The organism is Cupriavidus sp. D384, from assembly GCF_001652915.1.
In the GTDB taxonomy this organism is placed as follows: Bacteria; Pseudomonadota; Gammaproteobacteria; order Burkholderiales; family Burkholderiaceae; genus Cupriavidus.
The window spans coordinates 48,498-71,715 of the sequence record NZ_BBQI01000132.1 but is presented as its reverse complement, the minus strand read 5'-3'; the positions used below and the strand labels follow the sequence as shown (position 1 = coordinate 71,715).

General features: G+C 67.4%; 9 protein-coding genes and 1 pseudogene. 9 read left to right on the top strand and 1 reads right to left on the bottom strand.

The window, feature by feature from the left end; genetic code table 11:
- Window positions 1-94: 94 nt before the first annotated feature.
- Both A9J21_RS30335 and A9J21_RS30330 read left to right on the top strand, forming a co-directional pair.
- Window positions 95-15,091 (top strand): leukotoxin LktA family filamentous adhesin, encoded by a 14,997-nt coding sequence (locus A9J21_RS30335; RefSeq protein ID WP_066742947.1) that lies wholly within the window; start codon window positions 95-97, stop codon window positions 15,089-15,091.
- A gap of 38 nt (window positions 15,092-15,129) precedes the next feature.
- Complete coding sequence (locus tag A9J21_RS30330) at window positions 15,130-16,842, top strand: ShlB/FhaC/HecB family hemolysin secretion/activation protein (protein WP_066742944.1); 1,713 nt, start codon at window positions 15,130-15,132, stop codon at window positions 16,840-16,842.
- Window positions 16,843-17,007: 165 nt separating this feature from the next.
- On the opposite strand, the gene A9J21_RS30325 is transcribed toward A9J21_RS30330, so the two are convergent.
- The gene (locus A9J21_RS30325) at window positions 17,008-18,567 is read right to left on the bottom strand and encodes a methyl-accepting chemotaxis protein (protein WP_066742942.1); all 1,560 of its coding nucleotides are present in this window, start codon (window positions 18,565-18,567) and stop codon (window positions 17,008-17,010) included.
- A 281-nt stretch (window positions 18,568-18,848) separates the two neighbouring features.
- Between A9J21_RS30325 and A9J21_RS30320 the strand changes: the two genes are divergently transcribed.
- The 7 genes and pseudogenes from A9J21_RS30320 (at window position 18,849) to A9J21_RS30290 (ending at window position 23,208) form a co-directional block, all read left to right on the top strand.
- On the top strand, window positions 18,849-19,220 hold the full coding sequence (locus A9J21_RS30320) for a single-stranded DNA-binding protein (RefSeq protein WP_066742940.1): 372 nt from the start codon (window positions 18,849-18,851) through the stop codon (window positions 19,218-19,220).
- A 100-nt stretch (window positions 19,221-19,320) separates the two neighbouring features.
- Complete coding sequence (locus A9J21_RS30315; RefSeq protein ID WP_066742938.1) at window positions 19,321-19,623, top strand: helix-turn-helix transcriptional regulator; 303 nt, start codon at window positions 19,321-19,323, stop codon at window positions 19,621-19,623.
- Window positions 19,624-19,692: 69 nt separating this feature from the next.
- Window positions 19,693-20,703 carry a zinc-dependent alcohol dehydrogenase family protein gene (locus A9J21_RS30310; RefSeq protein WP_066742936.1) on the top strand — a complete coding sequence of 337 codons (1,011 nt, stop codon included), beginning with the start codon at window positions 19,693-19,695 and terminating at the stop codon, window positions 20,701-20,703.
- Between the two features lie 149 nt (window positions 20,704-20,852).
- Window positions 20,853-21,653: a YecA family protein gene (locus A9J21_RS30305; RefSeq protein WP_066742933.1), complete on the top strand. Its 801-nt coding sequence runs from the start codon at window positions 20,853-20,855 to the stop codon at window positions 21,651-21,653.
- Window positions 21,654-21,798: 145 nt separating this feature from the next.
- A pseudogene (locus A9J21_RS30300) lies at window positions 21,799-22,065 on the top strand (NAD(P)-dependent alcohol dehydrogenase); the annotation flags it as partial.
- Window positions 22,066-22,240: 175 nt separating this feature from the next.
- Entirely contained in the window at window positions 22,241-22,462 is a 222-nt protein-coding gene (locus A9J21_RS30295) for an MbtH family protein (protein WP_066742929.1), read from the top strand.
- 2 nt (window positions 22,463-22,464) lie between these two features.
- Complete coding sequence (locus A9J21_RS30290; RefSeq protein WP_066742927.1) at window positions 22,465-23,208, top strand: thioesterase II family protein; 744 nt, start codon at window positions 22,465-22,467, stop codon at window positions 23,206-23,208.
- Window positions 23,209-23,218 lie beyond the last annotated feature (10 nt).

Below are 23,218 nucleotides of genomic sequence, written 5' to 3'. Positions count from 1 at the left end.
GCCGACCATCGCCGGCACGCACGGGTTTTCAGTTCAACACAATCAACGGGTTGCCGCACCGTGCCATGCCGCGCGGGGGCCGGGGGAAATCGCCATGAAGAACCACGCCACGCGGCTGCGCCGCGAACGTCTTGTCGCGCGCAAACTGTCCATTGCCATTGCCACCCTGATCGGTACGGCTGGGATGCTCGGCGAAGCGGCGGCACAGGTCGTTGCCTCGGGCAAGACCAGTACGACGGTCACCCCGGGCGCTGCCGTAACGAGCGTGGACACCACCAGCAAGGTCGGGGCCACGGCCTTCAACGACTTTTCCGCGTTTAACGTCGCCAACGGCCACACGGTCAACCTGAACCTGCCAACTGGCACCAGCGCGCTGATCAACCTGATCGGCGGCGGCCGCAGCCAGATCGACGGTACCGTCAATGCGCTCAAGGACGGCCGGATCGGCGGCAACGTGTTCTTCGCCAACCCCGACGGCTTCCTGATCTCCAGCTCCGGGGTGATGAATGCCGGCTCGCTGCACCTGTCGGCACCGTCGCGCGGCTTCATGGACAGCTTCTTCCTCGGCAAGGACCAGCCGAATGGCGTCGCCGTCGACCTGCTGATGCAGGGGCAGCAGCCCATCGAGCCACACAGCCTGATCGAGGTGCGGGGCCGCCTGAACGCGGCCGACACCATCGACCTGCGCGCCGGAAGGATCGTCGTTGGCAACACCGCCCAATTGCGTGCCGGCGTGCCTCAGGCCGAGTTCGACCAGATGGTGAACACCGCCGGCATCACGCAGGCCGGCCAGGTGGTGGCGGTACAGGGGCGCATCTTCCTGGCGGCCACCGGCGACGTCGACATCAGCGGCCGGCTCGACGCGGCGGCCGCGCCCGACAACGGTGGGCAGATCGACGTCACCTCGGGCGGCCGGCTCGACGTGCATGGCGGCGCCGTACTGAACACCCGCAGCGGGGCCGGCACCGGCGACGCCATCAAGGACGGCAGCATCAGGCTGCTGGCGGAGTCCATCAATACGGCCGGCACCGATCTGGTCTCGTCCGTGACATCCGAGGCTTCCGTCAACATCGCCGACGCCACGCTAACCAGCGGCGATATCTCGATCGACGCCCGTAGCCAGGCCATCTACAAGAAGAACATCACCTCGCTTGCCGATGTGCCCGTCGCCACCAGCGGTTCGCTCGGGCTGGCGGACCTGATCGGTGACGTCACGCTCGGCGCCATGCAGACCCGCAGCCGCGCCAGCGTCAATATCGGTGCCGGCGCCAATATCCAGGCAAGCGGCACGCTGGCGATGAAGGCAGAATCCTCCGCCGAGACCACGTTCAGCCAGATGTCGCTGTGGAACATGCTGGTGCCGTTCAGCGTCGATTTCCTGAAGGCCGACGTCGATTCGGCGGCCTCGGTATCGGTGCAGTCCGGTGCCGCCCTGCGCGCAAACACGCTGGTGGCCGAGGCCGTCAACAAAGCCACGCTCGACGTTTCGGTCACCTCGATCTCCACCGAGGACAACGTCGCCGCAGGCGTGGCGCTGACCGGTGCGCGCTCCAACGCCAGCGTGGATGTTGCTGCCGGCGCGGACGTCAACGTCACCGGCGACGTGCGGCTGGCCGCCAGCAATACCAACAGCTTCAACACCTCAATGAGCCAGACCGCAAACGACGACGGTGTGGCCGGCGGCGCGGCCGCGATCTTCGACGGGCAGACGGCGGCCACGGTACGGCTCGGCACCGACCTGGTCGGCGCGCGCGACGTCACGCTCGCCGCGCAGGACGACACGCTGAAGAACCGCACCAATGCGTCGTCCACGGTGGGCGGCATCCACCTGCTGCAACGCGTCTACGGCATCGGCGCGCGCGGGGCCGAGATGGTCCAGAAATACTTGCTGAACAGCAAGAACGGCACGCCCAAGGCCGACGACCGCGCCGATTCCGATGGATCGCCGTTCAAGCTGTCCGGCGCGCTCTCATACACCGATTTCTCCAGCGGCGCCACCGCCGAGGTGGCGAATGGCGTGCGCATCGACGCCACCGGCAATGTGGTGGTGGCCGCCACCGTGCGCGATGCGCAGATCCACGCCATGAGCGCCAGCTCGGCCGACCAGGACACCTCCAGCGGCAACCAGAACAGCACCACCGAAGCCTCGGTCAGCGGCGCGGTGACGCTCGGCTTCTACCGTCACGAGGCCAATGCCCGCGTGGGCGACGGGGCGACCATCACGGCCGGTCAGTTCGGGCTGCTGTCGGACGTCTCGCTGCCCTATGCGTTCACCTGGGGCAAGTTCGACAACCTCGATGCGCTGATCGCCAAGGCCACGGCAACGCTTGGGCTCTCCGACCAGCTCACGGGCTACGCCAACGCCTCGACGAACGCACACGATGGCGACCTCGGCGTAGGGGGCGCGGTCAGCTACCTCGACTTCACCAACCGCAGCCGCGCCACAGTAGGCGATGGCGCGTCGGTCACCGTCAAGCCGTCCGTCAACGGCACCTGGGGCGCGGACCTCGGCAACGGCACTCGCGCCGATTTCGATACGGCCGTGCACGTCAAGGCGACGATGGAGACCGAGGGCGCCTTCTCGGCGGGCAACCTCGGCCTGACTGGCAACGGCAGCGGTGGCAGCGGCGATGCCGCATCGGTCGGCGGAGCCTACAACCAGGTCAACTTCGATAACGGCGTGGAGGCCCGCGTCGGTCGCGGCGCAGTGATCGGCGGGAACGTCGTGAACGCCGATGGCACGGCCGGCGCGCGCGTCGACGTGGCCGTCACGGCGGACGCCACGGAGCGCCTGTTCGTGCTGACCCCCAGCGCGGGCCGGGGCGGCGGCTTTGGCCTGAACGGCACGTTCGCATACGTCAACACCGCCCATGCGACGACAGCCGTCATCGATGCCGGTGCGCAGGTAATGGCCAACAACGTGCGCGTGGCCGCCCAGGACGACACCGTGATCTGGTCCGTGTCCGGCGGCATCAACAAGTCAGAAAGCGCCAGCGTGGGGCTGGGCAATGCACTGATCGAAGTTGCCACCGACACCGAGGCCCGCATCGGCAGCGATCAGGCCGGCGCCGACGTGGTCACCCTCCTGGCATCGAACGTCGATGTCGGCGCACGCACCGACGGTCGCGTCGAAAGCATTGCGGTGGCGGGCGCCATCACCACGCAGGCGGCCCCCGAAAAGCCCAAGGAACCCAAGCCCAGGAAGGAACCGGCCGACCCGGGCTTCTTCGACAAGCTCGGCGGCAAGCTCTCCACACTGGGCACCGCGCTGAAATACACCCTCCTTGGCGACGCCCAGGCCCCGCAGACCGCGCCAAAGTTCGGGCTCGGCGTCTCGGGCTCCTCGGCAATCAACCTCGTGTCGATGAAGACCAGCGCCGGCGTCAGCAACGCGAACCTGACGCTGGACGAGGGCGGCCTGGCGGTCACGGCGGTCAACAACACGGATATCGGTGCCTTCAGCGGCGCCGCGGCCCTGACACGGGCCAACGCGCAGAGCAGCCAGGGCAGCGCGGCCATTGCGGGCGCCCTGGCGCTCAACGACCTGGCCAACACCACCGAAGCCACGCTGCACAACACGAGCGTTACCGATGCCACGCATGTCGACGTGATGGCGCTGTCGGGCGGCGAGCAGCTTGCCGTGGCGCTAGGCCTGGCCGTCAATGCCTCGGCCGACCAGAGCAAGGCGGCCTCGGCGGCCGGCTCGGTCTCGGTCAGCACCGCGCGCAATGCCGTGCGGGCCACGGTGGACGACAGTACGATCACGGGCCAGGCCCACCGCACCGACGTCGATGTGCTGGCCTACGACCGCACCACGCTCGGCACCGGGGGCGGTGCCCTGCTTGGTGGCGGCCGGGGCGGCGTGGGCGCCGCCGTCACGTACAGCGATATCGGCAATACGGCAACGGCCATCGTGGACAACACGGCAATCATCGGAGCCGGCGACGTGCAGGTGCAGGCGCTGACCGCGAGCCTGATCGGCGCGGGCGGCGCCATGGTCGCGGCCACCGGCTCGGGCAACAACGTCACGCTGGGCGGCGCGTTCGTCTTCAACGACATCGGCAATGTGGTGCAGGCCAGCATCCGCAACGGCTCGCGTATCGACGCGGGCAACGTGGCGGTACGGGCCAGCGATACGGCCCGCATCGACGGGCTGGACGCCGTGATCGACCAGCACGATGGCGCCGGCAGCGCCTCGGGGTACGACTACACTGGCGCCGGCGCGGGCAATACCGACACCGATGGCGCCAGCATCGTCGCCGTGGCCGGCAACGTCCAGGCAGGCGGCAACAACGTCGGGGCGTCGATGCTGTTCAACAAGATCGGCAACCGCTTCACGGCCGAGATCGACCAATCGACCGTCACGGCGGCCGCCCGCGTGGACGTCGCGGCGCACAGCGGCGCCACCCTCTTCGGCTATGCGGCCGGCGTGGGCGTGGGCACCGGACAGTTCTCCGGCGGCGGCTCCGTGGTGATCAACGAAATTGGCAACACCGTCACCGCACGCATCGGCGGCGACCAGGCCGCGGTGGCCGCCGGCGCCTTGCAGGTGGCCGCCAGCGATGCCTCGCACATCAGCGCGGTGGCCGGCCAGATCAACGCCAGCCTGGGGACGGGCGCGGTGGGCGCGGCCGTCAGCGTCAACGAGATCGGCAATACGGTCGAGGCCAGCGTGACCGACGCCGCCCTGCACATCGGGGACGCGAACACGATCCGCGCCGACAACACGTCCCGGATCGACACGCTCGCTGCCTCGGCGGGCGGCGCGCCCAGCTTCGCGGTCAATGGTTCCGCGGCCACCGCGACCATCGCCAACACCACGTCGGCACAACTGGTCGATGCCAAGGTCGCGGGCGATGCCCAGCAGCTGTCCGTGCTTGCCACGGACAGCGCGCTGATCCGTTCGCTGTCCGGCTCGGCCGCCGGCAGCGGCAGTGCTGCATTCGGCGCCGCCGCCACGGTCAACCAGATCGACAGCGTGACGTCGGCCGGCATTCACGGCGGCGACGTCGAGGCTGGCAACGTCACGGTGGCGGCCACTACCGATGCGGCCATCGACACGCTCGCTGCCAGCGGCGCTGGCAGCGGCTCGGTGGCCGTGGCCGGTTCGTTCGCCACCAGCCTGCTCGGCGGCAGCACGTCGGCGGTGATCGACAACGGCGCCACGGTGCAGGCCTGGCAGAACGTGGGCGTGCTGGCCCGCCGTGACGACCGCGTGACGGTTGCTGCCGGTGGCGTGGGCATCGGCGTCGGTGTGACCGGCGTTGGCGCAGCCGCCGTGGTCAATGTGATGGACGCCGCCACGTACGCGGGCATCGTCGGGAACGGCACACAGGTCAATGCGCTGGCGCTCGATCCGGCCGCGAAGCTGAACGTCCAGAGTGGCGGGCTCGACGGCCTGGCCAATCTCGCCGACGGCACGGACCTGGGCCATTACGCACGCAGCGACCTGGCCGGCATGCGCGAAACGCTGTCGGTTTCCGGCGTGGCGGTCAACGCCACCGCCACGCATTCGGTAGAAAGCCTGGCGGCGACGGTGGGCGGTGGCACCTATGCCGGAGTGGGCGCGACCACGCAGGTCGATGTGGTGGGCGGCCGCACTGTGGCCGAGGTGCGCGATGCCAGCGTCAACCTGCTGGACGGCGCCGGTCTGGCCCAGGGACTGGACGTGCGCGCCGCCGACCACGCCTATGCGAACAGCTTTGTCGGCGCGCTGGGCGGCGGCGCAGTCGGCGTGGCCGCTGCGGCGGACACCCATGTGTTTGACGGCACCACACGCGCGCAGGTCGTGGACAGCAACGTGCGGGCGCGCGGCACGGCCAGCATCGTCGCGCAGTCGAGCCAGAGCGCCGCGTCGGTCGCGGCCGGCGGCGCGGCCGGCCTCGCGGGCGTGGCTGGCACCGGTTCGATAGCCAAGTTCACCAGCACAACCCAGGCCGCGCTCAGCGGCGGCACCACGGCGGCCGGTGCCCTCTCGGTCGACGCCGATCACCTCAGCCGCATGGCGCTGGGCGCCGGTGCGCTATCGGGCGGCGGCGTGGCGGTGTCTGGCAGCTTTGGCGTGGGGCTGGACCAGAGCCAGACCACTGCGACGATCGATGGCGCCGCGATTCGCGCCACGCGCGGTGTATCGGTCACGGCGGACAGCCGCACCGAGATCGACAACTGGAGTGTCTCTGGCGCGGGCGGCGGTTTCGGCGCCGGGGCGGGCTCGGCCGCCGTCGTGCTGACGGAAGGCGCGACGCAGGCCTGGGTGGCCAACAGCCAGATCGCAGGCTCGACGATCGGCAACGACGTGACGCTGACCGGCACCATCCAGTCCGCCACCATCGACAACAACCGGCTGGCAGGCACTGATGCTGGCGGCCAGGCGATGGGCGGCACGCTGCAGGGCACGAACGGCGCGACGCTGTCCGATGCCACGGTCTGGACCGAAACCGACACGAAAGGCCGAAAGACCACGCTGGTCTCGGGTTCGTTGCGAGATGCCAGCGGCACCGTCGCCCCGTTTGAAGGCGAACTGCGCGACGGCGTGCTGTACGACCCCAACGGTACGGTGATCGCCACGCTGATGGGCGCGGCACCGCAACAGGCCATCGCAGGCGCCGGCTCGCTTACGGTCAGCGCCACCGATCGCACGACCGTCGACAATCTCGCTGGCGGCGCCGGGCTGAGCGGCGGTGCTGGCGTGGGTGCGGCGGCAGTGGTCACGCGCGTGGACAACACGGTCACGGCCTGGATCGACCGCAGCGATGTGAAGACCCAGGGCGACGTGACGCTCCAGGCGCGTGCGGAGCGCGACCTGTCGGCCCAGGCGGTATCGGCCGGCGTGGGTTTCACCGGCGCGGGCCTGGCCGGATCGGTGGCCGTCACGCTGGTCGGTCAGGGCCTGGGCGGCGACGCCGCGCAGCAGCTCGATCACAACGGCGACGGCACGCTGAGCAAGGTCGAGGCACTCGGCCAGCAGGACAAGGTCGGCGCCAGCGGGTTCGGCAATGCCCTGGACAACGACACCCGGACGGCGCTCAACCAGCGCACCGGGGTCTCCGTGAAATCGGGCATCAACGCGGCTGACCTCGACGCGCGCACGGCGGCGGTGATCTCGGGCTCTACCGTTGTGGCCGGCGGCGACGTGCGACTGGACGCCAGCGAAAGCGACCACAACGACATCCTGGTGGGCGCTGCCGCCGGCGGCTTCGCTGGCGTCGGCGCGGCGGTAGGTGTCATGCAGATCCGCCACAACGTCGATGCGCTGGTCGACGGCGCCTCCACGCTGACGGCTGGCGGTGCCATCCGCCTTAGCGCCGGCACCGGCGCGCTTGGCACGAACGCGCCGGCCGCCCAGGTGCTGGCGTACCAGGGTTCAGGGGGCGTGGCTGCGATCGGTGCGGCGGTGGCGACGGTCGACATCGCCAACCAGGTGTCGGCGCGGATTGCAGGCGGCGCCTCCGCGCAAGCCGGCGACGACGTTGCCGTGACCGCCGAAGACGCGACCGATGCCAACGCCGAAGCCCAGGGCTATCAGATTGGACTGGTGGCGGCGGGCGCCGCCGTAGCGACGGCCGACAAGTCTGGCCAGACCCTCGCCGCCATCGGCGATGACAGTGGGCTGCGCACCAACGTGGCCGCGCAAGGCGACGTCACGCTCGGCGCACAACGAAACGGCCGTGTTGGCAGCCTGGCGCGTGCCGGGTCTGGCGGCGCCGGCGCAGCCACGGGTTCCGGTGCCACGGCCACCGACGACGGCATCGTCACCGCCAGCATCGCCAATGCCACGGTGCAGGCCGGCGGCACGGCAAGCGTGGTGGCGGCGGCCGCACCCCAGACACAGGCCCGCGCGGAAGGCTACAACGGCGCGGTATACGCAGCCATCGGCGCCTCGGTGGCCAAGGCGACCGCCGCCACCACCGCGAGCGCCACGATCATGGGCAGCAGCATCGTCGCCGGCGGCGTGGAGGTGCGCGCCGCCACGATGCGCACCGCGGGCAGCCAGAATGCCGACGCCTTCGCCCGCGCCACGGGCGGCGCCGGACTCGTGGGCGCCAATGCCACCGACGCCGATGCCCTGACGCAGACCACAAGCCGCGCGACGATCGGCGGCAACACGGTCCTGCTGGTGAGCAACGCCACGCGTGTCAGCGCCAGTTCCGACACCGGCACGCACGCCAATGCCAACGGCATCACCGTGGGCGGCGTGCTGGCCGTCGGCGCCAACATCGCGCAGGCCGATGCCGATACCGCCACCACGGCGACCATCGAAAACGGGGTGACCGGCCAGGCCGGCGCCACGCTGACCGTGCAGGCCATCGGTACCGACGAGACCACCGCGCAGGCCATGTCGGGCAGTGGCGGGCTGATCTCCGGCGCGGCGGCCGTGGCCGATACGCGCAACCAGTCGCGCACCACGGCAGCGCTGGGCGGCGGCACCGGCACCCAGGCGCTGCTGGCGACCGGCGCGGGCGCTGACGGCAAGATCGTCGTCGATGCCCTTCACACCGCACGCTTCAACGGCGAGGTGGATTCGGTCAACGCCGCGCTCGTGGGCGCCAGTGGGGCCCTGACGCGCCATGACGTCGACGCCAGCGTGACTGCGGGCATTAGCGACGGCGCCAACCTCGTCAGCCATGGCATCGAAGCCACGGCGGCGAACCTGGTGCGCAAGCCATGGCTCGACGGCGGCGAGTACAACGCCGAGGCGGGCTCGGGCGGCTTCCTGAACGGCTCGGCCGTGGTCAGCGAAAGCGACATCGATACCGTCACCCGTACGCTCGTCGGCCAGAACGCCTCGGTGCGTATCACGGGCGACCGCGACGACCCGGGCCGTACGCGCTTCACCGCGTACAGCGACGTCCAGGCGCGCGACAAGACCCGTCTGGATTCGGGTGGCGTGCTCGACATCGCCCGCGCCGAATCGCTGGTCCATGACCATTTCGACACGGCCGTCGTCGTCGCCCAGGGCGCCAACATCGACACCGTGGGCGACGCCAGCTTTGCAGCACGCGTGGCCAGCGATATCGAGACCAGCGCCAATGCCAAGACCTATGGACTTTCGAGTGCGGCGCAGGGCAATTCGGCCGCAACCGTCACCGGCACGCTGGCCGTCAATATCGCCAGCGGTGCGGCGATTCGCGCCGACGGCAACGTCAACCTGCTGGTGGGTTCCGATGCAGACGGCAATGCCAACGCCGTACGCGCGGTGGCCCGCACCGACCTGTTCAACAAGTCGATCGTGCCGGTGCAGACCGACCCGAATGCCGACGCCGCGATCGACATCCAGGGCCGCATCGACGTGGCCGACGGTGCCGCCGTGCGCAGCGTCAAAGACGTCAACCTCTATGCCGAACGCGGCAACCTGCTGGCCGACGGCAAGGGCGTGGGCAAGGACCTGTGGCGCGAGGCGGCGGCCGCGGTGGGCAGCTTCTTCTCGAACCTGTTCGGCGGCGGCGACGTCTCGCTGGACATCGAAGGCGGCTCCAGCAAGACCGATGTCGCGAACCGCGTGAACATCGCCGGTAATGTGCAGGCAGGCATCCAGAACAAGCAGATCCTGCGCGTGGAAGACGCCGCCGATGGCTCGCTGAAGGTGCTCGAGCAGTCAGAAGGCATCACCTTCCGCGAGACCACAATGGACCTCGTGGCGAACCTGCAGGCGGAGATCGATGCCTACACGCGGGCGCGCCAGCAGTACGCGGCGGCCGGCGACGCCTTCGTGGCGCAGATCGACGCCGAGATTTCGCGCCTGCAGCAGGAACTGGCGGCGTTTGGCGGCGTCTCGTCCAAAACCGTCAAGGTGATCGCGGTGGACCCGGTCTACGCCAGCGGCGGCGACGTCAACGTCAAGGCCGACGTGCTGACCGTGGCGGCAACCGGCAAGGTCAATGCGCCCGGCGATGCGCTGATCAACATCGACTCGTCGAGCAACCGCTACCTTCAGGTCTCCAAGCTGGAGATCCCCGAGGACCAGGCTGGACATGTGACCTTCAACAATGCATCGGTCACCACGCTTGCCGACATCACCCAGCGCAACCTGGGCCAGGAAAACGCGGGTAGCGGCACGCTGGTTACGGGCACAGCCAGCGGCAAGCCGGCGATCAACGTGACGCAACGCTACCAGGCGTTGAACACCGGCGACGCAAATGCCCAATCGCCAGACCTGCTGATCACCGGCGACGTGCTGAACCTGGGCGGCAACATCACCATCGAGAGCAAGGAAGGCAGTGTGCTGGTCAAGAATGGCCAGCAGGGCAACGGCACGATGGCGGGCAGCCGCATCCTGGGCCAGACCGTCAGCATCACGGCGGGCCGCGACTTCGTGATGTCCCCGACGGACGGCTACTTCCACGTGGCGGGCGATCCGTCGGCCACCTGGGACGCCGTGGCGCAGGCGCTCGAAGCGAAGTACCGCGACTACTCCCTGCGCTATGGCACCGACCCCGCCAACTGGCCCAACCCGAGCGGCACAATCGAGACCGCCAATCCGGGGGCGATTCCGCTGGCCAGCGGCGTGGGCATCATTGCCGGCAACAACGTGTTCCTGAACGCGCGCGTGCTCAATATCAACGGACTGGTGCAGGCGGGCCTGCCGGACTGGTCGATCGTGCTCGACGCGGAGCGCACCGGCGGCACCAGCATCGCGGCACAGATCGCCAATGCGGCCGCCGACTACGCCCAGCAGCTGAAGGCCGGCGTCAAGCCGGGCGACATCAAGACCCGCTACGAGCTGTCCGGCGTGCGGATGACCGGCACGGACAGCCTGATCCACGCGGTCTACGACGCGGTCTCGCAGGAAATCGTGCTGGACAACGTCCGCGTGCAAGGCGGCTACATGGAGCTGACCGGCCAGATCCTGAACACCGGCGGCGGCGAACTGCGCGTGATGGACGGCTACGGCCGCATCAACGTGCAAAACGACACCAACTACACGGTGCGCCTGAACACGCTCGACGTCGGCAGCAACATCGAGGGCACGATCAAGATCACCGACACGTCGGCGATGCTGTTCGACGGCCAGCCGCTCTCATCGACGATCTACCGGCGCATCGGCAACCAGATCACCCAGGAGACCGTGCGCGACGGCGCGGTGGTCTCCACCGCGAATCTGGGGGAAGGCCGCACCACCGCCTATACGCCACTTTCCGGCCTGCGGTATGGCTGGACCTCAGGCCAGAAGCAGACGTTCCAGCGCGAGCTGGTCAACTACACCACCAAGGGCTGCTACGGCGCCGGCGGCGACGGCTGCGCCAGCGACGACTCCAGCGACTCCTGGCGCACGGGCTGGTATGCGCTGGAGAGCGGCAAGCAGATCTATGATCGTACCGGCTTCGTCACCCGCGATCTTGCGCATGAGAACGACGCCTATCTCTACGAGTTCCAGACCCGGACGGTCAAGGACACCACGCATGTGTCGACTTACGACACCGGCAAGTATGGCTGCGGCGCCTACTGGTGCGATAGCGAGATCTTCGTCTACCAGTACGAGAAACAGGACTTCCACAAACACTCGGTCAAGGCCGACTACGCCATCGGCATCTCGTTCGTTGGCCATGACACCGGCAGCGTCAACGTGACCGGCAAGGGCAACGTGGTCATCGGCAGCACGGTCAACGCAGGCAACGGCACGGCTTCCATCACCTCCACTGCCGGCAGCATCAATGCCGCGGACCGCACCGTCGTGGTGGGCCAGGACGTGAACCTGTCGGCCGCCACCGGCATTGGCAACAACGGCAATGCCATTTCGGTGGACGTGCGGGACGGCGGCCTGCTGAACGCGAGCACGGTCACGGGCGACGTGTCGGTGCGCGAGCGCAGCGGCGACATGCTGATCGGCCGTATCGGTACCGGGGCCGGCACCGTCACGCTCGACGCCGACGCGTCGATCCTGGCAGGCCGCGCCGCGGCGGGCGGGCAGCCCGACATTCGCGGTACCTCGCTGAACCTGATCGCACGCGGCGGCACGCTGGGCACGGCGGCCCGGGCACTGGAGATCCAGACCGACGGCGTCAACGGCAAGCTCGATGCCCAGGCCAATAACGACATCTTCCTGAGCCAGCGCGACGGCGACCTGCGTCTGAACCGCGTGGTGTCGCACGGGCGCGACGTCAGCATCGTGCTCGACAACGGCAGCTTCATCGACGCCAACGATAACAGCACGCGGGACACCCGGACCCTGGCGCAGCTCGAATCGCTGTGGACCGACATGCAGTTGCTGGGCGAAGGTGCCCAGGCCAGCGCCGACCAGGCGCTGCGCAGCCTGGTTGGCCTGCGCGACCGCGAGTACCAGACCTACTGGAACCTGCGCAACCTGCGCCAGGTGGTGGGGCCGGACGGCAACCCGGTGCTGGTGGCTGATGCCTACGATCCAGCCACGGCCTCGCCCGAACTACAGGCGCTGCACGCCCGCTTCAGCCATCTGACCACTGCCGACGGCACGGCCAGCGACCTGACGCAGCAGTACCAGGCTGGCTTTACCTACGCCGGCTACGTCACCGCCGAGGACAAGGCGTCGGTGACCACCGGCGCCACGTGGACGGCCAACGAACTCAAGTACGGCATCAGCCGTGCGGTCTACAACAAGACCACCACCGATACCGAGACGCAGATCGAGCAACCCAATATCGAGGCCCGCAATGTCTCGCTGGTGGCGCGCAATGGCGGCGTCGGCACGCTGAAGGGCGAAGTCCTGATCGACGCCTCCACGGCTGGCGCCACGCTGACGCAGGCGCAGCGCGAAGCGCTGGCGACGGCCGAGGCCGATGACGTGGCCGTGCTGGCCAACGGGCAGTTGCGCATCCTCCAGCGCGACGACGTCGACGTGGCCAGTACCGGTGCCATCTCGATCACGGCGGGCACACACGTCTACCTCGGGTCCGAGACCGACCTCAATATCGACGCGGTGAAAGCGGGCGACACGATCCGTGTCAAGGGCGCGGGCGGTATCTACAGCGTGGCAACAGATCCGGCGCGTCCGAACCTTGAAGGCGGCAGCGTGGTACTGGAGGCCGCCGACGGCGGCGTGGGCACTGCCGCCAATCCGCTGACCACGCAGATTGCCGACGGCGGCACGCTGACCGCGCGTGGCGGGCTCGGCGTACACGTCGCGCAGCTTGCCGGTGATCTGAACGTGGCGGAAATCTACTCGCCCGGCGCGGTGTCGCTGTCGGCCCGTGCCGGCAACATCGTCGACGTGCGGGGCCCGGACCGGCTGCAGGCCATCCAGGCCGGATCGCTGGCGTTGCAGGCGGCCGGAGCGATTGGCAGCAGCGTCAACCCGCTCGCGCTGACGGTACTCGCCGATGGCAATGTGACGGCCACCGCGTTGCAAGGGATCTTCCTCGGTAGCGACCAGCGGGCGCTGGCACTGGGCGACATCGTCGCAGGCGGCGACGTCGGCATCGCGGCGGCGGGCGGCAACCTGACGCTGTATGGCACGGTCGTCGGCACCGAGGTGGCGCTGAACAGCGCGCGCGGGCTGGTCTTCGCGGCCAGCAGCAACGTCCGCGCGGCCGGCGGCCTGTTCCTGCAAGGCGAATCCGTGACGATGGCGGATGGCGCCGCCGCCGAGGCGGCCGGGCGTATCGACGCGGTTGCCAATGGCGACATGGCCCTCGGCCAGCTGACAGCCGCAGCCACCGCGGCGGACGCCATCCGCCTTACCGCTGGCGGCAATATCACTGACGCCAATGGTGACGGCATCAACCTGGCGACGCGTGCACCGGGCGCCGGCATCGTGCTGGCGGCGGACGGCAGTATTGGTGCGGACGACGCGCTGGAGATCGTCACGTCGTCACTCGATGCACGCAGCGGCCGCAACCTCGCCCTCGCCGCGCTGGGCAACCTGGACACGATGTCCGTCACAGCCGCCGGCCATGCCGCGCTCGATATCGCCGGTTCGCTCGCGGGCGGGCGCCTCGCCAGCGGCTCCGCCGAGCTGGCCGTCGCCGGCAACGCCGCGCTGCACCAGTTGACGGTCGCGAGTAACGCCGCGTTGCGTATCGGCGGCACGCTGACTGCCGCGAACCTGCAGGCAGGGGCGCTGTCCGCCGATATCGGCGGCGATGTGGCAATCGGCCAGTTGGCGAGCAACGGCCCCGCCCGCGTCACGAGCGGCGGAAGTCTGCGGGTGGATGACGCATCGTCCGACGCCCTCGTCCTGCAGGCGGCCGATACGCTGACGGCCACGCAGATCACGGCGGGCAGCGCGCAGCTTGCCGCCGGTGGCGATCTCAACGTCGGCAGGCTGTCCGCCACGGCCGAGGTGCAGGCCGCTGCCGGGCACGACCTGCACGCCAATGCGGTGCAGGCCAACACAATGACGCTGTCGGCAGGTAACGCGCTGCGCGTCGACGAGGCCCGCGCCCAACAGCGTGCCGCGTTTGGCGGGCGCACCATCGTCGCCAACGTACGTGCCACGGACCCCGCCACGCCGCTGACACTGGCAGCCACCGGTACGAACGGCCTTGCCGCCACTGCGGTGGATACCGACAGCGGCGCGCTCGCCGAGCGGATCGACCTGACGATCGACAGCACCGCAGGCGCCAACTTCGGGAGGCTGTGGACGGCTGGCGGCCAGTTGGCCATGCGCGGCGGCGCGCTCGATATTGCGAAGGGGCGTGTGCTGGACCAGTTCGTCTTCAGCAACGAGGCCATGCGCGTGCTGATGGACAACCGCAGCGTTCAGCCACGGCCATACGACGTGCAGCTTTACGCGCCGACCACCCGCTTCGCACTCAATATGAACGGCAACCTGGTGACGACCGATGCCTTCGTGGTGCTGCGGGAGCCAGCCTTCCGCACCCGTACGCCGGCCGGCGAGAACGTCAGCCTGCGCGACGCGGGCGCGGAAATGACCACGCGCGCCAATGCCGTGCCACGTCCCGACCCGGATGGCAGCCCGCGTCCGGCGGCGGCCCAGCCGGCGCAACTGATCGCGATGACCGGCATCCCGGTTGGCCTGGGCGACCTTGCCTCGGCATCGTGGACCGCGCGCGCCGCGTCGCCCGGCACCCCGGCATCGGCATCCGGAAGCTGGACCATCGAGCGGATGCTGCTGGCGCCCTGCCGCCCCGATGACACCACATGCGTGGCCGAATGACGCGCATCCCCTCGTTCCGTATCCCAGACTTTTCAAGCATGCTCAACAGATTGCTGTCGCGTCGCGCCGCGCCAACCTTCACGCTGGCGCCGGTGGCGCTGGCCGCGGCACTCGGTACGCTGCCCGTGCGGCAGGCCGGCGCGCAGGTGCCGCCCGTGCCCGTACCACCGGCTGCCGACCCAGCCGTGATCCAGCGGCAGGCCATCGAGAACGAGCAGCGCATTCGTCGACGCACCGAGCCTGATGTGCCCGCGCCAGACAAGCTGATCGAGCAGAAGCCGGCGCCTGACGTTTTGGGCCAGGACGCCACGATCCGCTTCCAGGTCAGGCAGATTGCGTTCACGCCATCGGCCATCCTGCCCGAATCGCTGCTGCGCGAACTGGCTGCGCCATACGAGGGCCGCGAGGTGTCGCTGGCCGAACTGCGCGAACTGGTGGCCGCCATCAACGCGCAATACCGGGCGCGCAACATCGCCACGGCCATGGCGGTGATTCCGCCGCAGGAGGTCACCACGGGCGTGGTGCAAATTCGCCTGGTGGAGGGTCGCGTGGGCGCGGTGCGCATCGAAGGCAATGCGTCGACCGCCGACCGCTATATCCGCTGGCGCGCGGGTCAGGCGCCCGGCACGCTGGTGGACCTGCCTACGCTGGAGGCCGACCTGGAGCGCTTCAATCGGACCAATGAGATGCAGTTGCGCGCCCAACTGGAACCGGGACAGGACACCGGAGCCACGGACATCGTGCTGGTGGCCACCGAGCCCGAGCGACAGAGCGTGCGCGCGTATACGGACAACGGCGGCAGCCGCTATACCGGCGAAACGCGCTTTGGCGCCATCTACACCAACCGCAGCCTGCTCGGATGGCGCGATGAGCTCACGCTGAGTGGCGCGGCCGCCGAAGGCTATCGCGGCGGCTCCGTGAACTACAGCGTACCGGTCACCCCCTGGGGCACGCGCCTGTCCTACGGCTATTTCCACGACGAGACCAAGATCAGGAATGGCCCGTTCGCGTCGCTGGGCATCGAGGGCACCTCGCGCACCAACCTGTTCGGCCTGCGCCAGCCGCTGCTGTTCGTGCAGGCGGTGCAGCTCGACCTGACCGTCTCGCACAAGCGGCAGGATTCGGACAGCCGCATCGATCCGATCGAGCTATCGCATAACCAGACCAACACCACCGCCGTGGGGGTCGACATGCGCGCCGGCACCGACGGCAACTTCACCTTCGCGCAACTGAGCTTTGCCACCGGCGAAGGCCGCAATGCCAGCACCGACTGGCAGGATTTCCGGCTGGTGCGCGGCTATGCGCGCCACTTGCACGACCTCGGCGCGGCACTCTCGCTGCAGGTGGGCGGCAGCTTCCAATGGACGCGCGACCAGTTGCTGCCCAGCAGCGAACAGTTCTTCATCGGCGGCGACGGATCGGTGCGCGGCTACGACAGCGCCGCGCTGGGCGGCTACAACGGCTACACGCTGTCGGCCGAACTGCACCGCCGGCTGTATGGCAGCACTGCGCCGGACAGCCGCTCGCTGGGCCTAAGCGCATTCATTTTCGTCGATCATGGCGCGGTGAAGGCATACGCGCCGCCGGGCACCGACGGCGGCCTCACCAGCCTGACCAGCGCCGGTCTTGGCTTCGACCTCAACTATGGCAAGTATTTGACGGCACGGCTGGCCTATGGATACGGCTTCAATGACCGCGCCGACCTGCAGCGGCACCAGCGCGTGCACTTCCAGGTCGTCGCGGGATTCTGACGACGACTTCGTGCGTACGGACGGCCAAGGCGTGGACGATGTTGACTGGTCTCGAAAGTGCCATAAGGCGTCAGGAACCTCCAAACCAGTTGTAACCTTGGCCTACCCGATAGCCGCCCGGGAAGGTGCGTGGCGCAAACCCGGGCAGTTCAACCCGCTTCGCCCTTACGCGAATTGGCCTGCGGTCTTGAAATACATCACCTCGTCCTTCATACCGACGGCCTGCTCGCGCAGCGCCTGTGCGGCTGCGGAGGACTCCTCGACCAGCGCTGCATTTTGCTGCGTCGCCTGGTCAATCTGGGCAATGGCAACACTCACCTGTTCAAGGTTCTTGCTCTGCTCGTCGGACGCCGCGGAAATCTCGCCGATGATGTCCGAGACGCGCTCGATTGCCGTACTAATCCGTTCCATCGCGGCACTGACACCCTCGGCCTGCTGAGCACCAACTTGCACCTTCAAGGTTGATGCCTCAATCAGCTCCTTGATTTCCTTGGCTGCGCCAGACGCCCTTTGCGCCAGCGATCGTACCTCGCCGGCGACCACCGCGAAGCCTCGACCTTGCTCACCGGCACGTGCCGCCTCTACTGCAGCATTGAGCGCCAGGATATTCGTCTGAAATGCGATGCCTTCAATCATGCCGGTGATCTCTGCGATCTTCTTCGACTCGGCGTTCACCTCACCAACCGTCTGCACCATCGCGGCCACATCGGAACGCCCGGACTCCGTCATTTCCCTGGCACTTCCGGCAAGGGAAGTCGCCTGACGCGCATGGTCGGCATTCTGATTCACCGTTTCCGTCAGCTCGACCATACTGGCCGCAGTCTGCTCAATCGAAGCAGCCTGCTCCTCGGTGCGGGAAGACAGATCCAGATTGCCGGATGCAATTTGCCCGGCGGCGCTGGCGACCGCCACACTGGCCGATCGGATATTGCCGACCGTGCCTCCGAGCTTGTCATTCATGTCCTTCAGCGCTTGCAGCAGCTCACCGGTCTCGTCACTGGATGTGACCACGATCTCGCTGGACAAGTCACCATCGGCCACGCGACGCGACACGCTGACAGCCACTGCCAGCGGACGGCTGATGCTGCGCGTCAGGAAGTATGCACAGATGATCCCGAGCAGCAGAATGAGTCCTTCGAGCACGAGCAATAGCGCGCGGCTCTTGGCGGCAACGCCATCAATCGCCTTGGCGGTATCGTCAATCGTGCGTCGCTGCACTTCAACCAGCTCGCGCATGGTGCCTTGGTAGGTGTTCGCCGCCGGGGTGAACACCTTGTCCAGAATACGCGTGGCTTCATCGACATTCCCAGCCGCCTTGGCCTTGTTGATCTCATCGCGAGAACTCAGGTAGGCCTTCCGCGATTCGCCGATCTTTCCGAAAAGCGCCCTTTCTTCTTCAGAGGAAATCAGGGCTTCCACTTTTTTCTGAAGTTCGCCTGAACTCTTGGACGACGCCGCTGCCTCTTCGGCGAAATAAGGGCCCAGCGCAGGATCACTGCTCTTCGCGATTGCGCTAGTGCGTCGGATGCCCGATGCCAGATTGGCATACCAGTCACCAATCAGTCTCTCCTTCAGGAGCGGCTCATTCATCATCTCGCGCGTCGCGGCTGCGACGTTGTCGAGCCGCCAGATGGCGATAGCGGTAATTGCAATGGAAAATGCCAGAATCAGGGCGAAGCCAAGAGCCAGCCGCTTGCCAATCTTCATGTTGCCGATGAACGTCATTCGTGTCCCCATTCCCTACGGCCTCGGCGATAGGTCCTGTTTGGTTTTTGTCTGCCCTGCCGCGTAGTTGACGAGCAAGATTTGGCACTACCGCTTGCAGAACGGCTGTTCCAATCACATCCTCAACCCAACTTTAGTGGGGTATGGATCGCGGCCAGATACCGGAGCCGGGAGCGTCTTTGCCCAAACGACAGGCAGAGGACCGGAAGAATCGTTGAGCGTGGTAGGCTGCCGCGAAATTTGAGCCTGGGCGATAGTCGCCCGGGATAGCGAGGTGAAGAATGATTGATGGTCTGATTGGCGGCAAGGTCTACGGAAAGTCCGCAGAGCGCCAAGGGCAAGGCGGTACGACGTATGTCACAGCCAAGGTGCTCGCCCCCAGCGGCGACGGCGAATCGCTGTTCGTCAACGTCATTGCGTTTAGCGACGAAGTACGGGCAGCACTGCTCGCGCTGGATGACGGCGATTCCGTTGCCCTGTCTGGCACGCTCACACCGAAGGTTTGGACTGACAAGAACGGCGATACCCGCCCAGCGCTGGACATGGTGGCCCATGGCGTGCTGACGGTCTACGACGTCAATCGAAAGCAACAGGCTGTCCGACAGCAGTCAGCACCGACTGGCGCAGACTGCCTGGAGGACAGGTCTGTCTAAAGCAGAGGTGAATAGATCAAAGGCGGGGCGTCAGCCCCGCGTTACGCATCGAAACGGCACCGCACATTGACATATCGGGAAATGCCGATATACTGCCCGCATGGACTTGCTCGAAATTTTCAAAGCGCTCTCGAACCGCACTCGCCTCGAGATTTTGCGCGGCTTGAAAGATCCCGTGAAGAACTTCCCGCCCCAGGACGAGGGCGACGTTCACACGGTGGGCGTTTGCGTGAGCAGCATTCAGGAAGGTGTCGGACTGTCGCAATCGACGGTGTCGGATTACCTTGCGACCCTCCAACGCGCGGGGCTGGTCGACGTCCAGCGCATTGGGCAGTGGACCTACTACAAGCGAAACGAAGCTGCCATCAATGCCCTCGCCCAGTTGATTGGGAAGGAGCTGTAATTTTTTGTCCCGATATATCGATATTTCCCGATATCCCTTTTTACCGAAACGAATTGGAGATGGTTCGCAATGAAAGCACTGGTACTGAAAACATTCGGCGGCCCCGACGCGTTCGAACTTTGCGACGTGCCGAAGCCCGCGCCTCAGGCGGGACAAGTCCTGGTCCGGGTCGAGGCCACGTCGCTCAATCCACTGGACTACCAGGTCCGGCGTGGCGACTACGCTGACCTCGTGCCACTGCCTGCCATCACCGGCCATGACGTCTCTGGCGTCGTCGAAGCAATCGGCCCTGGCGTGACAGCCTTCCTGCCAGGAGACGAAGTCTGGTACACCCCGCCGATCTTCGAAGGCCGGGGAAGCTATGCCGAATACCACGTTGCATCCGAGCACATCGTAGCGAAGAAGCCCGCGTCCCTGAGCCACGTCGAAGCGGCAAGCTTGAGCCTCGCGGGCGGAACGGTTTGGGAAGCGCTGGTTGCACGTGCAGCGCTACGCGTGGGAGAAAGCATCCTGATCCACGGGGGCGCGGGCGGCGTCGGCCATATTGCGATCCAGGTCGCGAAAGCGATGGGAGCCAGAGTGTTCACGACCGTGCGCGACGCCAACTTTGCGTTCGCAAGACGCATGGGCGCCGACGTGGCCATTGACTACCGGAAAGAGGACTACGTCGACGCGATCCTGCGCGAAACAGGCGGCCGTGGCGTGGATGTTGTGTTGGACACCATCGGCGGTAACACGCTGTCCCGCAGCCCCGACGCCCTTGCCCAACTGGGCCGCGTTGTCACGATCGTCGATACCGCGCAGCCACAGAACGTGATACAGGCATGGGGCAAGAACGCGAGCTACCACTTCGTGTTCACACGGCAGAACCGCGGCAAGCTGGATGAACTGAGCGCGTTGGTCGAGCGCGGCCAACTGCGGCCGCACGTAGGCGCTGTCTACGCCCTCGCCGACATCCCCTTGGCTCACGCCAGACTCGAGAGTGCCAACAATGGCCTACAGGGAAAAATCGCGATTGCGGTCGGACCGTTGGCGGGACGCATTGCCCCTGACGGGAAGTCGCTGCCGGCGGCCGTTTGATTAGGCCAAGCGCGAGAAAGCCTTCCAGGAGGCATAGCGCGGCGGGCTCCTTGGAGGCCGCACGCCCCACTTCTGCAAGGGCCAGCGCTATACTTCGCGGCGATGCGTCCAGCGCATCATCCCCACCCAGCACCGCGAGAACCCGCACCATGACCGAAGCCACCGCCCTGACGCCCGACGAACTCCACGAGCTTGACGATCTGCTGGACGACCTGCGCCAGCGCGCCGAGGAAATCCCGCAATGGGAGTTCTGCGACGGCTTTCTCACGGCCTTGGTTTGCACGCGCCGCCGCATCCCCGCTGCCGACTACCTGCCCATGCTGCTGGGCGACGGCGCGGCGCTCGACGTGGCAGAGGGCAGCCCGCTGCCGTTGCTGCCCGCATTCCATGAAGCGGCCCAGCAGACCCGCTTTATGGAGCTGTGGCAGCGCCGATGGAACGAGGTGGAGCACCGGCTCGACCAGCCCGTGGAGACGCTCGAGGACGAACGCACCTTCCATCCCGAGGCCATGGACATTCGCGGCGCCATCCTGAGCCTGCCCGAGGAAGAACGCGCCGAGATGGACGGGCGGGAAATCCCCTCGTTTGGCCAGGTGTGGGCGCTGGGGTTCATGTTCGTGGTGGAGAACTGGCCCGAGGAATGGGCCGCCCCGCGCGACAAGGAGGTAGCCCAGTGGCTGGACGACGCGCTCGACAGCATCGTCGCCCTGACCGAGGACGACACCGGCGAGCCCGAGGTCTGCATGTACAGCGAGGATGGCCCGCCCAGCACCAGCCAGGCGCGCTTGGAAGCCTTCGGCGAGGCGATCTGGGCTGTCTACGACCTGCGCCAGATCTGGAAGAGCCTGGGCCCGCGCGTGGAGGCCGTGGTGAAGGGAGACCAGCCCGGCCGCAACGACCCTTGCCCTTGCGGCAGCGGCAAGAAGTTCAAAAAGTGCCACGGGGGATAAGGGCAAAGCGGGTTCTCGGCGTTCAACGCTTCGGAAGACATTCGTTATCTCCAGACACCTCTGCCCGATCGCCCTAACGCACTGACACTGACACTGACACTGACGGCCCCGGATATCGATGGTGTATCGCCGTCTGTCCAGACTATCTATTCGGTCGGCGGGGGTTTCATCCACCGACCCGCGCATTACGCTAAAGCCCATCGCGGCCGGGCTGGGCGACTATCGCATCGTCACGTCGCTGTGCCCGGGCAGCAAGGAACGCATGCGCCGGCTGATGAACGTGATCGAAACGCATCGCGTGGGCCTGGCGCCGCTGGTCACCCATCAATACAGGCTGGCCGACATCGAAGCCGCCTACGACCTCTTTGCCAACCAGCGCGACGGCGTGCTCAAGATAACCATCACGCCATGACGCCCGGCGGCATCCAGCCATAGGAATCAGGCACTTACCGCACCCTCCGGCGACACCCGCCGCCGGCCTTGCCGCCCCGCCACTAAATAATCCCCGGCCCCTTTCGTCGAACAGGGTGATGCACCACCAAGTTTTCGTGGCGCCAGACACCACCCGTACCGAAAGGGAGCCTTTCATGAGTTTCGACCGCGACGACGCCACGTTCCTGGTTCTCGTCAACCACGAAGAGCAGTACTCGATCTGGCCCAACTACAAGCCCGTGCCCGGCGGCTGGCGCATGGCCGGCTTCAGCGGCAACAAGCAAGCTTGCCTGGACCATATCGAACGCGTCTGGACCGACATGCGCCCGCTGAGCCTGCGTCGATTCATGGAGGAGCCAACGCGGGCGGATGCCTGACCATGCCCGCGCTGCAACTGTTCTGCCTGCCCCATGCCGGAGCCAGTGCCATGGCATACCTGCGCTGGCGCCGCCTGCTGCCGGTCGGTGTCGAGCTGATCGCGCTGGAGCCCCCGGGCCGCGGCGCGCGGCTTGACGAGCCGCTCCTGCGCGACTTCGAGCCGCTGGCCGCCGAAATGACCGACATGCTGGCCGACAAGCTGGCCGACATGCCGTACGCGATCTTTGGCCACAGCATGGGCGGCCTGCTCGGCTGGCGCGTCTGCCATCTGCTGCGCGAGCGCGGCCTGCCGTTGCCGCAGCGGCTGATCGTATCGGGCAGCGCCGCGCCCAGCCGGCGTGATCCGCAACGGCTGGCCGCATTGCGCGGCGACGCGGCGCTGGTGGCCGACCTGCGCCGCCACGGCGGCACGCCGGAGGCCGTGTTTGCCGATGCCGAACTGCTGCGCCTGACGCTGGACGTGCTCGACGCGGACTACCGCGTCTGCGAGAGCTTCCGCCGCGTGGACGTCGCACCACTGCCCATTCCGCTGCATGTATTCGCCGGCCATGACGATCCGATCGCCCCGCCCGACCTGCACGCCTGGGCCGCCGAGACGCATGCGGGCTACTCGCTTGAATGGTTCGCGGGCGGGCATTTTTTCGTGCACGACAGCCAGGCCGATGTGGTGCGCAGCCTCGTCGCCTGCCTGACCCTGCCTCGCCTGCCCTCGCCGTCCACCGCCCCCGTTCCCGCGCCGGCCTGACCCGCGCGCC